The organism is Proteiniphilum sp. LBM24028 (assembly GCF_056629195.1).
The window spans coordinates 991781-1006059 of the sequence record NZ_CM152817.1 but is presented as its reverse complement, the minus strand read 5'-3'; the positions used below and the strand labels follow the sequence as shown (position 1 = coordinate 1006059).

The following is a 14279-nucleotide window of genomic DNA, read 5'->3' as shown; positions in this document are numbered from 1 at the left end:
CGCAATGAAGACAATTACATTTACAACCGAAATAGATGCTCCTATCGAAAAGGTGTGGGAGTCATTGTGGAACGAAGATTCCTATAAGGAATGGACAAAACATTTTGTACCGGGATCACATTACGTGTCGGATTGGCAGATTAGTGGCAGAACCCTCTTCCTGGGTCCGGACGGAAACGGCATGTTCGCCACCATCACCAAGCTTAACAAGCCATATGAAGTGACTTTTCTGCACCAGGGAGAAATATGGGATGGTGTAGAAAAGGAAAGTATCGCTGAAGGGGCATATGAGAGATACGTGCTAATCGAATCAGATGGTTCCACTACGCTGACAGTATCCGTGGATGTGGATGATCAGTATGAAGAACACATGGATGAAGGATTTTCCAAAGGATTGGAAGAGGTGAAGCGCATTGCTGAAAATGATACAGCATGACCAGACAGATTTATGACGGATCGGTGCCGGTTGATGGAATAAATATCTTTTGCAGGGAAGCGGGGGGATCGCGATAACCGGGCCATGTTGCTCCCTCATGGGTTTCCGATCTCCTCCGCAAATTCACCTCCGGGAAGGAGGAGAAATGGTTTTGGAAAATAACTTTCCGGAAATAGTGAAGTTAATGACCGACTTTTTATACTCCCTGTGAAATAAGGATGATCACTTCTCTCCCGTATGAAGTAAAACTTAATATATTAATAGTTATCTTTGTCCAAAATTATTACATATGAACCGCATTGGGGAAAGAATAAAAAAGAGAAGGGAGTTGTATAAGCTGAATCTGAATGAACTTGCGACGAAAGTAGGCATCAGTTCCAGCGCGCTTTCCCAGATAGAGAAGTCAAAATCGTTTCCTTCCATCGTTACACTAAAAAGTATCGCGGAGAACCTGCACACCACAGTAGGTGAACTGATGGGCGAAAATGAAGCCATCGCCAACAACCCGGTGGTACTGAGGAATGAAATGAAGCTTATCGACCAGAACCGGTCGGGCACTAACATTTATTTGTTGTCCCAAAACGATATCAACAAACAGATGGACACCTATTTGATACGCTTTGCAAAGACCTCCGGCATGGAGAATCTGCTACCCGATTCCCACGGCCAGATTTTTTGTCATATCCTGTCAGGTGAAATAAGATTTCAAATACAGGAAAAAACGTATCTGCTGAAACAGGGAGACAATATCTATTTCAATGCCAGGTCTTCAAAGGAAGTTGTAAACAATTCGGACGGAATCAGCGAAATGCTATGGATTCAATCGCCGGCAAATTTCTAGGTTGTCGAAAGAAATATATGAAGTATTACTTTATTTATTAAGCAACGTGTATTAACTTTGTTCCAGAAAAAAGATGTTTAGGTAATAGATCAATTTAATTTATTCAAAATGGGTGATTTTTTCAGTATTCTTGAGAATAAAAAAGTCGTTCTGCCAAATAATGCAATAGAAATATTAGGCGGATGCAAATCATACAAAATATTCGACAGTGTGGAACAGCTGGCCGTGGCTGCTGTGGGCGGGGACAGCAAGAACAGTTTCGAGGTAAAATATGAGCTTCCCAATCATGACATCATCACCGAGGCAATTATCCACAGGGTAAAGAACGGCATAACGGCAAACTACACTGAGGCTTACATGCGTCGTCGGGATCCGGACACGATGCTGATTGGCGACAATCTGCCGACAGATAAGGAGCGGTTTAGCGACAAAATGGGATATGATTTCGATACGCTGCGAAAAGAAACAATCACCTGGCTTCAGTCACAGGATCTCGCACTCTTTTTTTACTTTGCCGGTGGAGACAATATTGGTACGGGAGGCATTGCCATTGTTCCGGCGAATGCTGGTTTCTTTGCCATGGGACTGGCCATGCTCCAACAGATTATACCCGTGGATGAGCTGCCGGAAGGTTTTTTAGTGGAATCGGCCATCTATGTGGCTCCCACCTTCAGACATACCCATTTCAGCGGAAAACAGATTGTAGTACACAAACGTTCCGAAGCGCTACACGAAATATTTTCCTATAACCTCTATCCCGGGCCCAGCGCCAAGAAGGGTCTATACGGAGCGCTTCTTACAAAAGGAGAAAAAGAGGGATGGATTACTGCCCATTGTTCCACCGTTCAGGCTGTAAGCCCGTACGACAACATCACCACCTTCATGCACGAAGGAGCAAGCGGCGGCGGCAAAAGTGAGATGCTTCAGAATATTGTCAGGGAGGAAAACGGGCAGGTGCTGATTGGAACAAATACCATCACCGAGGAGAGAAGGCTGATTAACTTTCCCATTTTCTGTTCCTTCAACCCCGTGACCGATGACATGGCTCTGTGTCATCCTTCCTTACAGAAAAATAATGGGAAGCTCACGGTACTGGATGCCGAGAATGCCTGGTTTATCAGGGTAGATGGTATCACAAATTATGGCGATGAACCTTTTCTTGAGAAACTAACCATCAAACCCAAAGAACCGTTACTTTTCCTGAACATAGAGGCGAATCCCGACAGTACCGCACTCCTCTGGGATCATACCGAGGACAGTCCGGGTAAAAGATGCCCCAATCCGCGAGTGATAGTTCCAAGACACATCATGCCCAATATCGTGAACAACCCGGTGACAGTGGATGTGAGGAGCTTCGGGGTGCGTACCCCGCCCTGTTCCAAGGAAAGCCCCACCTATGGCATACTGGGATTGTTTCATATCCTGCCCCCGGCACTTGCCTGGCTCTGGCGGTTGGTCTCTCCGCGTGGACATGCAAACCCGAGCATTGTAGACGGTGGCGGCATGGGCAGCGAGGGGGTGGGTTCCTACTGGCCCTTTGCCACCGGAAAAATGATTCATCACGCCAACCTGTTGCTAGACCAGATCATCAACACCCCGCGGATACGCTACACGCTGGTACCAAACCAATATATTGGCGTATGGAAGGTTGGATTCAAGCCACAGCTGCTGATGCGTGAATACCTCACTCGCAGGGGGAATGCGAAACTACGCAGCGATCAGTTTCAAGATGCACGTTGTCCCCTGCTTGGTTTTGAGCTCAATTATCTCACTATTGAAGGGGCCAAGATACCTTCCCGTTTCCTGCAAGTGCACAAGCAACCATTGGTGGAAGAGTCGGGTTATGACGCGGGAGCTGCTATATTGTATGAATTTTTCAGAGAGGAACTGCCGAAGTACCTTACTCCGGATCTGCATCCTACCGGACGTCGTATCATCGAAACTTGTCTGAATGGCGGCAGCGTGGACGATTACCTCAATATCATTCCCATGGATTACCAGTATTCATTCATGACCACCACGCACGAGGAATAAGAGGTACACAAGGTAGGATTAAATCATGCAATCATGTGGGTACACACAAAGGAAAGTCAGAATAAAATCACACCGGCCGGCGCGTTGGAGCTACTAAAGGAGGGAAACAAACGGTTTCGAAATAACCTGAAAATGGACAGGAACCTGCTTACACAGGTGAACCTATCCTCGGAAGGCCAGTATCCTTTTGCCACGGTGTTAAGTTGTATTGATTCGAGAACATCTGCAGAACTGATCTTCGACCAGGGATTGGGTGATATTTTCAGCATACGGATTGCAGGAAATATTATTAACGACGATATTCTCGGCAGCATGGAATATGCCTGTGATGTGGCCGGATCAAAAATAATTATGGTTCTTGGGCACACTAAATGTGGGGCCGTCACAAGTGCCTGCAACCATGTACAATCAGGCCATCTTACCGGCCTCCTCCGCAAAATACAACCGGCGATAGATCAGGAAGCTGAAACGAAAGCAGACAGAAACGGCCGCAACCATTTATTTGTGAAGAATGTAAGCATTATAAACGTGCAACTGATGATAAACCAGATACGTGCCGAAAGTCCCATTCTTAACCGGTTGGAAAAGGATGGCACAATCCTCATTGAGGGAGGCCTTTATGATATCGACTCCGGGGAAGTAATTTTCTTTTAGGGATTAAAAAAACAATAATTTCTCTTCACTTGCCCTAAGACAAGAAAATAACGCGACAGTCAACAGTTACTAAAAAATGATTGTCAGAATAAGTGCATCATTGTGTAGGCTGAACAAAATTCTCTTGTTCAACAATGACTGTGTCACATTAGGAATCAACAAATCACTTGAATAAATTGCACGGCAGGAAATCAATATTTGATATTCTTGAAAAGTATTCTGTTCTCCCGTGCTTCATTGAGCCGGGTGAGTATTTTTTCTCTGCCAAACCCGGCAAAGTCATCCTCTTCGTTTCCCATGATCAAACTTAGCAGTGAACGGAGTTCCTCATCGGAAAACTGTGCCATGATTTCGTCGAACGGTTCTTTGGAGCCTATTTCGAAGCGAATGAAGGCCAGCCTTGATTTTGCGCTGGGATAGTCTGGGTCAATTTCGAGCAGTTCTTCCAGATATGCAGCTGCTTGCCCATACTTTTCCTGTGCCACACTAATGTTGGCTAGCCTGTCGATGATATCCTCGTTACCTTCCGAGATCAGGGCAGCCTTCATGTAAGCTGCCTCGGCTCCCATGTAGTCGTCGTGTTGAAAGGCGAGTTCTCCCTCCAGCATGTAATAGTCGAGGGTCTCCTTTTCCGAATCGGGTATCTGTCCAAACAATACCTCGGCTTTCGCAATTTCGCCCATGTTGATGTACACAAAGGCCCGCTTGGCAAGGATTCCTCCACTGCCAAACAAGGCTTCCTTTTTGTCGATGAGCTTCATCATCTCCTCGTACTGCTCCATGACATCGTAGGCCTCAAGCAGCGAGTCATACAACGACTCATCGTCGGGCGACTGTTGCAGACATCCTTCAAAGATGGCGATGGCTTCGGGAGCATTGTCGTTCAGATAGAGCGCCATGGCTTTCATCTTCAACAAGCCGTTGTCGCCATCGTTGATGGTAAGCGCAAAATCAAATGCATCGATCGCTTTGGCATATTCCCCATTCATGGAATGAAGCTTCCCGATATTCACCCAGCCATCGTAGGAATAGGGATCAATATCGAGTAACAGATTGTTATATTCGATGGCTTTTTCGAGGTTACCCTTCATCTCGTAGGCGTAGGCAAGATCAACAATAGCATCGGTATTCGACTCATCAATCTTCATGCTCTCCTCGAGGAAGGCGATGGCCCGGTCGAACTTATCCACGTCATTAAGCAGATAACCTGTCTCCGTGATAAAAAAGTATAGATCATCGACCGACAGCTCATGTTCCAGAGTCTTATTAATCAACTCATCCGCTTCGTGGTACCGGTCGGTGTGCAACAAAGCCTCAATCTTCAGCAGAGGAAGCTCCACGTCGTCTTCCTCCGACAATTGTCTCATATAATCGAGTGCCTCCTCATACATTTCCGAGAAAACGAGTATTTTCACTTTCAACAACATCAGCTCGGGGCTGCCGGGGTGCATTTTCAAACCCTCCGAGATAAGCTCCTCTGCCTCGTCGTTGTCACCGCCCGCGTTGTAGTATTCGGCAAGTACCGCAAACTCATCGGCATCAAAATAAACTTTTCGGCCAAGAGCACGCATCTGCTCATACTTCTCTACCAGGGAAGTGATATCCAGCTCGCTGTCTTCAAACTCTCTACGCATTTCAAAAAAATAGCACCTATTTTATATATTCTGTATCAAATCCGCTGTTTCCTCTCAGCTGTTACCCTGTTTCCTCCAGGAATCCTTGAGTGCAACAGTACGGTTAAACACCAGTCTATTGTCTGCAGAATCGGTATCCACATTGAAATAGCCGATGCGCTGGAACTGAAAACGGTCGAGAGGTTTTGCATCTTTGAGACAGGCTTCCACTTTACATCCCTTTTTCACGATAAGTGACTCGGGATTGATCAGTTCACGGAAATCCTTTTCTTTTTCACCTGCCGGATCTTCCACCATGAAGAGCCGGTCATAGAGTCGCACTTCGGCATCCACGCTGTGTGGTACAGACACCCAGTGTATGGTTCCCTTTACCTTACGGTTTGCCTCCGGCATGCCGCTCTTGGTCTGCGGATCATACTCCGCGTAGACCTCCGTGACGTTACCCTGTTCATCTTTTTTACAGCCAGTACACTTCACGATATAGGCATTCTTCAGACGCACTTCACTGCCCGGGGTGAGACGGAAATATTTCTTGGGGGCATCCTCCATAAAATCGTCGCGTTCAATCCAGAGCTCCCGGGAGAACTTCACAATACGGCTGCCCTGCGACTCATCCTCGGGGTTGTTGATCGCTTCCATCTCTTCCACGTTCTCTGCGGGGTAATTGGTCAGTATCAGTTTCACGGGATCGATCACACCCGACACACGCATGACAGTAGCATTCAGATCTTCCCTTACAGCATGTTCCAGCAACGACACGTCGTTGATGCCATCGTATTTGGTATATCCTATCTTATCAACAAAGCTACGGATGGCTTCGGGGGTGTAGCCACGACGGCGCATCCCACACAGGGTGGGCATGCGTGGATCGTCCCATCCCGAGACCAGTTTCTCCTGCACCAGCTGCAGCAGTTTGCGCTTGCTCATCACCGTGTAGGTGAGGCTGAGACGGTTGAACTCGTACTGGCGGGGACGGTAGTCGCTGTCGGCCAGCTGGTCGATGAACCAGTCGTACAGAGGCCGGTGCACCACAAACTCCAGTGTACAGAGAGAATGTGTTACTCCTTCGAAGTAGTCCGATTGCCCGTGGGCAAAGTCGTACATCGGGTAAGCCTTCCAGGTGGTGCCTGTACGATGGTGCGGAATATGGATCACACGGTAGATGATAGGGTCGCGGAAGTGCATATTGGATGAAGCCATGTCGATTTTGGCACGCAGTACCATCTTCCCTTCGGGTATCTCACCGCTGTTCATCTGTTCGAACAGCGCCAGTGACTCCTCTATGGGGCGGTCACGGAAGGGACTGTGTGTGCCCGCTTCGGTGGGTGTTCCCTTTTGGCGTGCAATCTCTTCGGCCGACTGTTCATCGATATATGCTTTATCTTCCTTAATCAGCTTTACGGCAAAGTCCCACAGCTGTTGAAAATAGTCGGATGCATAATAGACATTCTCCCAATGAAATCCGAGCCATTTGATGTCTTCCATGATGGAATCGACGTACTCTACATCCTCTTTCACGGGATTGGTATCGTCGAAACGAAGATTACAGATACCACCATAGTTTTGTGCAATGCCGAAGTCAATGCAAATAGCTTTGGCATGGCCGATATGCAGGTATCCGTTGGGTTCCGGCGGAAAACGCGTTTGTATGCGTCCGTCATTCTTACCCTCCTTCAAATCGTTTTCAACAATCTGTTCAATAAAATTGAGACTCTTCCTGTTCTCCTCCACGATAGAATTTTCTGTTCCTGACATATTTGGATTAATTATCAATTATCAATTAAGAATTATATGGACACCCTTGCGTAGGGAGCCACGTCCGGAGCGGCAAACTCCCCCTTCAGATATTTGTAATATCCGGTGATGGCAACCATGGCTGCATTGTCGGTAGTATATGCAAACCGGGGAATATGTATCTTCCATCCATGCTTGCGGCTATATTCTTCAAATGCATTCCTTAAACCGGAGTTGGCCGATACGCCTCCGGCAACGGCCACCTCTTTTATATTTAAATCGACGGAGGCCTGATAAAGCTTATCCATAAGAATATCCACGATGGTCTTCTGCAGCGATGCACACAGGTCATTTTTGCTTTTCTCAATGAAGCCGGAATCCTTTTTCAGTTCATCACGTAAAAAATAGAGAAACGACGTTTTCAGTCCGCTAAAACTGTAATCATACCCTTCAATACGCGGTTTGCTGAAGGTAAACCGTTCCGGGTTACCCAGTTTCGCCAACCGGTCCACCACCGGCCCTCCGGGATAACCAAGTCCCATCACCTTGGCGCACTTATCGAATGCCTCGCCAGCCGCATCGTCGATGGTCTTCCCGATGATCTCCATCTCGTCGTACGATTTCACCAGGATGATTTGTGAATTACCACCCGATACAAGGAGACAAAGAAACGGAAATTGGGGTTGATTGCCATCCTGCTCATCTTCCTTGATAAAATGAGCCAGCACATGTGCCTGCAGGTGGTTTACCTCAACCATGGGAATATTGAGCGCCGACGAGAAACCTTTCGCAAACGAAGTACCCACCAGCAGGGAGCCCAGCAATCCCGGCCCACGGGTGAAGGCCACAGCCGTCACCTCCTCCCTGGCAACTCCTGCCTGCTTCAGGGCATCGTGTACCACAGGAATGATATTCTGCTGATGCGCGCGCGACGCCAGTTCGGGTACTACGCCGCCATAACGTTCGTGTACTGCCTGTCCGGCGATCACATTGGAGAGGATGACCCCATCGCGGATAACCGCTGCCGAGGTATCGTCGCAAGACGATTCTATGCCTAATATTGTTATCATTTACCCAATTACAATCATGTTGGTCTCTGATGTACATCATTGCTCACGCCATAGCAGTGCGCCATGATACTACACCACAATGAGAATACAAAGATAGCACAAAAAAACGTTTCGCCGAGAAACAACGAAACGCATTTAAAAACCTCAGCCACTGAATGGCCTATGTACTACAGCCTCGTTCTGACGAATACGGTTATTTTGTAGTACTCTGTTTCACGATCGATGTTGCCTCGATAAGCAGTTCACGAGAAACGTGTGCGATATTGTAAATTAAACCTGCCCTACGGTTGGTTGCATCGTGCTGCATTTTCTCCAGACTTTCTTCCCAACAGTTGGCTGCATGCAGCAGTGTATCAAGACGCGACACATCGGCAGTGCCATTCAACAGTTCGGTTACGTAATGTAGAACTTTACTGATATCCTGACACAATTCGCGTTCATAAGGGGTAAGATATTCGGCATGTTTATGGATACCGAAGGCTGATATGTAAGAGAGTAGTGCATGGTTGAGATTGGTGAGGCTGAAAGCGCTGTCCTGGTACTGTCTCGTGCTCTTGGGTTCGAGGCGCATTCCTTTCCATGCGGAGGTAAGCGCATTGTCGGCATTATAAGCGGTACGACGGTTATGGAGGTAATCCTCTTCGGTGACCGTTCCTTCGTAGATGCTTTCGAAGTAACGCTTGTTTTTCGTCACCGCATTCAGCAGTAATTGTGGCAACTGCTTGTATTGCCAGTCGGGCCAGACAAACCGTACAACCAGATAGGCAATGGCACCGCCTATTAGCGTGTCTATAATACGGGGAAGCATAACTGCCACGCCCTGATGGGAAAGAAGGTTAAATGCAGCCAGTACATAGATCGTGATAAAGATCGCGGCTACAATATAGTTTTTTTTCAGCCAGTAGAAGAAAAAGTAAATGGAGGTAATCAGGAGTAGAATCTGACCTGGGAGCGTGGGGAGCAACTGGGCCAGTGTAACCCCCAGAATTACCCCTATGAGCGTACCGGAAACACGGTGAAAAAGTCGCATCCGGGTAGCACTGTAGGTCTGTTGAAAGACAATGAGCGAGGTCAACAGAATCCATGCTCCCTTATCAAAATGAAATAATTGCATGATGCCGTATCCCAACAGCCAGCTTAAGGTGAGGCGGACGGCAAACTTAAAACGCGGGTGGACCGTTTTCAAAAGATCGGCAAGCCGTGTTCGTTCCGGTTTGCGGCTATTGAAGACAGTGACATCGATCTGTGCGCTGACGGTCTCCTCCTCACGCAGGTTCCTTTCAAGGCCGGTGAGATTTTTCATCAGCAATGACAGGGTCAGGTAATGCTGCTCTCCCCGCTCCTCTTCCAGCATATTTTGTACCGCAGAAAGTGTCCATTCCAATGAGAGGGGATGTGTGTAAGGCTGATCCGTTAACAGGGAATTGCTGAAGAGGTACATTGCCTTTCCAATTTCACGCATGAGCTGTCCAAAACCTTCCAGCAATTTTATGTTGCTTACCTCTCTGCTCAGCAGGTCGTACTGTTCATGGCTGGAAATTGCCCGTTCCTGCATCTCTTGCAACAGAAACCATTTGCGGTAATAGACATTTACCACTGTGCGCGATTCGTCATTGCTTTCGGCGGAATAGCTATAGAGATTATTTTTACATGTTTCTATTTGCTGCGCCAGTTCAATATTTTTTTGTGCGAGCTGGTTTCTGATCAGCATCTGCACCTGGGTTTTGCTGGGAAAGAGGTTTGCTTTCAGTTCTATGTACTCCGAGAGATATAGAAAACCGCGTGAGAGTTGTTCCTTCAGCAGCCTGTAGGGCCTGTAGCGTAATAACAGGATGGAGACCAGAGAGTAAGCCAGGGCGCCAATGGTATAGAGCACGGGCTGGTAAAACCATCTGTCGGCATTCCCCGATCCAAGCATTGTATACACAAAGATAAGGAGTGTCCCAAAGGTGACTCCCTGCATTCGTGCATTTAATCCTCCTGCAAGGGTGAGAGAGAAGGCCGCAAGGAGGATCAACAGGGTAAAGTAAAGCGGAAAGGGAGAAAACAACTCCACCAGACTGCTGGTGATAAAAAAGAGGATGAGGGCTGATCCGGCCGACTTGGTACGTCCCCGCGGATGCACGTCGGTCTCACCGAGAGCCATGGCTACTACACCAAGAGCCATGGTGGTACCGATAAAAGAGTTGTGAAACAATAACTCAGCCGGTATCAACAAAAAAGCAATGGATGCAGCCACTTTGAGTGCCCACAGACGATTGGGATTCTTCCAGAAGATGTTGACCCAGACATGAACGATCTGGTTCCTGATAATGCTTGTCGGATTCTGCATATTTAAACTGTTGCGTTCACTTTTAAACTTATGCCGGATTCCCTGCGTGATACTATGGTTCCTGCGCCTCTTTCGTTACAGTGTCACGTCTACCCTGATCTTACCTTGCAGCGCATCAGGGTGATTCCGGTAGGTAAACCGATGTACATACTCCACACGCAGCAACCCCAGGAGGCGGGTGATTCCCACGGTTCCCTCCACGTAAGGTACGGAACCGTATCGGTAGGAAGTGACAGGAAAGGTGTAGAGATTGGGAGAGAGAGCCGGATCGTTTTTTTTACTTAACCTTCCCCAGGAGGCACGCAGGGAGATAAGTTCCCGCACCTGCAGACGGTTCAACTGTGGAATCTTAGACAGTAGCAGATCCTCCCCTACAAAAGTGGTACGTATCGTAGCCTGTTCATCGGCCATAAACTCGAGGGCCCTGTTAAGAAAAAAAGCATTGTTCTCAATATGATGCCGCTGTCGCTGGTTGGGATAGACCAGCAGTGGAAACGGCACCTTATTCCAGATTCTGGTCATCTCTACTACTGCATCGAGCCTTCCGGCTGTTCCTGTCAGAAATCGCTTCTGCACCGATATTTCGGATCGGTGCCAGGATTTCACTTCACCGAAATAGTCATAGTTACCAAATGTATGGGAGAAAAAAAAGACAGGACTGGTCATCTCAACCGGCTTCCTCTTGCGCTTCTGCTGTATATAGGCTTCTCTCTGGGAATAACGCAATAGCAGGCCTATCTCGGCTGTATGGAGGGCATCATCGACAAAGATCATATCATCGATTTGATTTTCAAAACGCAACACGCCCTGTGGCACCAACCGCGCCCTGCGCAACCAAACGGTATGGGCAAAACCTGTCTTGTATTCCCGTTCGTAATTCATCTCTGCGAAGTTACGGTAGGTGGCTTCATTCTCCGAACGCCGGTAAGTTATCAGCAGCAGGTTGTTGGGTGAGCGTGGATGCATCTCTCCGGGAGAGTAGAGATCCTTCTCGTAAAGTATATTCAGGTTATTTTTTAGAAACTCACCGTCGTGATACATTTTCCTATTGAAGGACCATGTGGTTTCACCCCTATATTTAAACTGCTGATCAACAAAGCCGTAAGCTACATACCCTTGCAGAAAGAAATAAGGACTCAGCCTTGCATTTGAAGCAACACCCGCCCTGAGACGTACTCCTTCAATGGGATTGTAAGTGGGAAATGTTTGAATACGCCCAAAATCAAATTTGTTCAGGTCCGGATTGCCCAATGGTATCCAATCGTTGGTCACAAACCGGGTTGCTTTATCAAGAAGCACCACCAGGCTGTTTTTCTTATCTGTAAGGCTATCCAACAGCACCTGCGTTTTCGCGTCAAAATCGTCCGGGTGGAGAGATATAAGCAGATTATCAACATCTTGCTGAGTGAGCGGAAGATAACTGATTTTGAAATCCGGCCGAACAATGACCAAGAGGATATGCTGCAATGAATCCGGTGCCGTGAAAGAAAACTCCCCCACATTGTCGGTTACCGATCCATAAGAGGTGCTTTGTATATAAACAGCGGCATAAGCCACCGGCGTGTGATATACCGCATCAATCACTTTACCCTGGTAACTCCTGTTCTGTGCGAAAAGAGTGGGACTGAAAATAACAGTCAGCATAATCCATACGAATTTTCTCATAATAGGGTAATTTGTAATCGGGATACCGGCACGCCGGTCACTTTAAACTACAACTTTCTGTACCGAACACGCCTGGGTTCCACGTTTCCAAGGCGCATCTTCTTATTCTCCTCATATTCGCTGTAGGACCCTTCGAAATAGAAGACCTCTGAATTTCCTTCAAAAGCGAGGATGTGCGTACAGATACGATCCAGGAACCAACGGTCGTGCGAGATTACCACGGCGCAGCCCGCAAAGTTCTCCAGGCCCTCTTCCAGTGCGCGGAGTGTATTCACGTCGATGTCGTTCGTCGGCTCATCGAGTAGCAGGACGTTGGCACCCGCTTTAAGCGTAAGTGCCAGATGGAGGCGGTTACGCTCCCCACCCGACAGCACGCCGCACAACTTTTCCTGATCGGCTCCGGAAAAGTTGAAACGGGAGAGATAAGCGCGGGCGTTGACCTCCTTTCCGCCTACCCGTACAAATTCAAGACCGCCTGATACCACCTGGTAAACTGTTTTATCAGGATCTATGGCTTCGTGCGACTGATCCACATAGGCCGTGACGACTGTTTCACCGACTTCAAACTTACCCGCATCTGCAATCTCCATCCCTTGAATCAAGCGGAAGAGGGTGGTTTTTCCGGCCCCGTTGGGCCCGATTACACCTACAATACCATTGGGAGGCAACATAAAGTTGAGGTTATCGAACAGCAGTTTATCGCCAAAGCCTTTCTTCACGCCGATGGCCTCTATCACCTTATTTCCAAGACGGGGACCGTTAGGGATAAAGAGTTCCAGCTTCTCCTCGCGTTCTTTCTGATCCTGGTTCAACAGCTGTTCGTAGGAGTTCAGACGGGCTTTTCCTTTGGCATGACGCGCCTTGGGCGCCAGATTGATCCATTCCAGCTCCCGCTCCAGTGTCTTGCGGCGCTTGCTGACCTGCTTCTCTTCCTGCTCCATGCGCTTTGTCTTCTGCTCCAGCCAGGAGGTGTAGTTTCCTTTCCAGGGTATTCCTTCGCCACGATCAAGCTCCAGTATCCAGCCAGCCACATGGTCGAGAAAATAACGGTCATGGGTGATGCAGATCACCGTTCCCTGATATTGTTGCAGATGCTGCTCCAACCAGTCGATCGATTCTGCATCGAGGTGATTCGTTGGCTCGTCGAGCAGTAACACATCGGGCTCTTGCAGCAGCAGGCGGCAAAGTGCTACACGACGTCGCTCCCCTCCTGAAAGTTCTCTCACCGGCTGTTCTTCCGGAGGGCAGCGCAAGGCGTCCATGGCACGATCGAGCCGGTTGTCTATGTTCCATGCATCCGCGGCATCCAGTTTATCCTGTAGTTCAGCCTGACGGGCAAAAAGGCTGTTCATCTTATCCTCATCTTCGTAATATTCAGGCATGCCGAATTTCAGGTTAATTTCTTCGTATTCAGCCAACAGATCCATGATGGGCTGAACTCCTTCCCGAACAATTTCAATGACAGTCTTGTCCGGATCCAGCTTTGGATCCTGCTCCAGGTATCCTACCGAGAAGCTTTTATCTGATACCACCTCGCCCTGATATTCTTTCTCTATCCCGGCAATGATCTTCAGCAGGGTGGATTTTCCCGATCCGTTAAGACCGATGATGCCGATCTTGGCACCATAGAAAAATGAAAGGTAAATATCTTTCAGTACCTGTTTATGAGGAGGGAATGTTTTGCTTACCCCCACCATGGAAAAAATTATCTTTTTATCGTCAGCCATATATTTTAATAAATAAATTCGTTTTTTATTTCAACCTTTACCGCCATAAGTAAATATAAATCAACATTTTTCAACATTTTATTCCGTAACGGAGCACAAAGATAGTGAAATTTGAGGAAATAGTTCACCCGGTAACTCATGGCAAGTTGCGT

General features: G+C 47.7%; 10 protein-coding genes. 4 read left to right on the top strand and 6 right to left on the bottom strand.

Features of this window, described 5'->3' with window-relative positions; translation table 11 throughout:
• Nucleotides 1-4: 4 nt before the first annotated feature.
• The 4 genes from AC1HCU_RS03940 to AC1HCU_RS03925 all read left to right on the top strand — a co-directional run bounded on the left by AC1HCU_RS03940 (nt 5) and on the right by AC1HCU_RS03925 (nt 3965).
• Nucleotides 5-436, top strand: coding sequence for an SRPBCC family protein (locus AC1HCU_RS03940; protein ID WP_480369345.1), 432 nt, complete (start codon nt 5-7; stop codon nt 434-436).
• A gap of 289 nt (nt 437-725) precedes the next feature.
• The gene (locus AC1HCU_RS03935; RefSeq protein ID WP_480369342.1) at nt 726-1277 is read left to right on the top strand and encodes a helix-turn-helix domain-containing protein; all 552 of its coding nucleotides are present in this window, start codon (nt 726-728) and stop codon (nt 1275-1277) included.
• Between the two features lie 108 nt (nt 1278-1385).
• Nucleotides 1386-3311 (top strand): DUF4914 family protein, encoded by a 1926-nt coding sequence (locus AC1HCU_RS03930; protein ID WP_480369339.1) that lies wholly within the window; start codon nt 1386-1388, stop codon nt 3309-3311.
• 33 nt (nt 3312-3344) lie between these two features.
• Nucleotides 3345-3965, top strand: coding sequence for a carbonic anhydrase family protein (locus AC1HCU_RS03925; RefSeq protein WP_480369337.1), 621 nt, complete (start codon nt 3345-3347; stop codon nt 3963-3965).
• Nucleotides 3966-4156: 191 nt separating this feature from the next.
• Here the strand turns inward: AC1HCU_RS03925 and AC1HCU_RS03920 are convergent, their stop codons facing one another.
• The 6 genes from AC1HCU_RS03920 to ettA form a co-directional block, all read right to left on the bottom strand.
• Nucleotides 4157-5599 carry a tetratricopeptide repeat protein gene (locus tag AC1HCU_RS03920; protein ID WP_480369335.1) on the bottom strand — a complete coding sequence of 481 codons (1443 nt, stop codon included), beginning with the start codon at nt 5597-5599 and terminating at the stop codon, nt 4157-4159.
• Nucleotides 5600-5653: 54 nt separating this feature from the next.
• On the bottom strand, nt 5654-7354 hold the full coding sequence (locus tag AC1HCU_RS03915) for a glutamine--tRNA ligase/YqeY domain fusion protein (protein ID WP_480369332.1): 1701 nt from the start codon (nt 7352-7354) through the stop codon (nt 5654-5656).
• A gap of 32 nt (nt 7355-7386) precedes the next feature.
• Nucleotides 7387-8403, bottom strand: a complete 1017-nt coding sequence (gene tsaD / locus AC1HCU_RS03910) for a tRNA (adenosine(37)-N6)-threonylcarbamoyltransferase complex transferase subunit TsaD (RefSeq protein ID WP_480369329.1) — start codon at nt 8401-8403, stop codon at nt 7387-7389.
• Between the two features lie 193 nt (nt 8404-8596).
• Entirely contained in the window at nt 8597-10735 is a 2139-nt protein-coding gene (locus tag AC1HCU_RS03905) for an FUSC family membrane protein (protein WP_321722013.1), read from the bottom strand.
• Nucleotides 10736-10810: 75 nt separating this feature from the next.
• Nucleotides 10811-12400 carry a peptidase associated and DUF5686 domain-containing protein gene (locus AC1HCU_RS03900; protein WP_480369326.1) on the bottom strand — a complete coding sequence of 530 codons (1590 nt, stop codon included), beginning with the start codon at nt 12398-12400 and terminating at the stop codon, nt 10811-10813.
• Between the two features lie 47 nt (nt 12401-12447).
• On the bottom strand, nt 12448-14127 hold the full coding sequence (gene ettA / locus AC1HCU_RS03895; RefSeq protein WP_480369324.1) for an energy-dependent translational throttle protein EttA: 1680 nt from the start codon (nt 14125-14127) through the stop codon (nt 12448-12450).
• Nucleotides 14128-14279 lie beyond the last annotated feature (152 nt).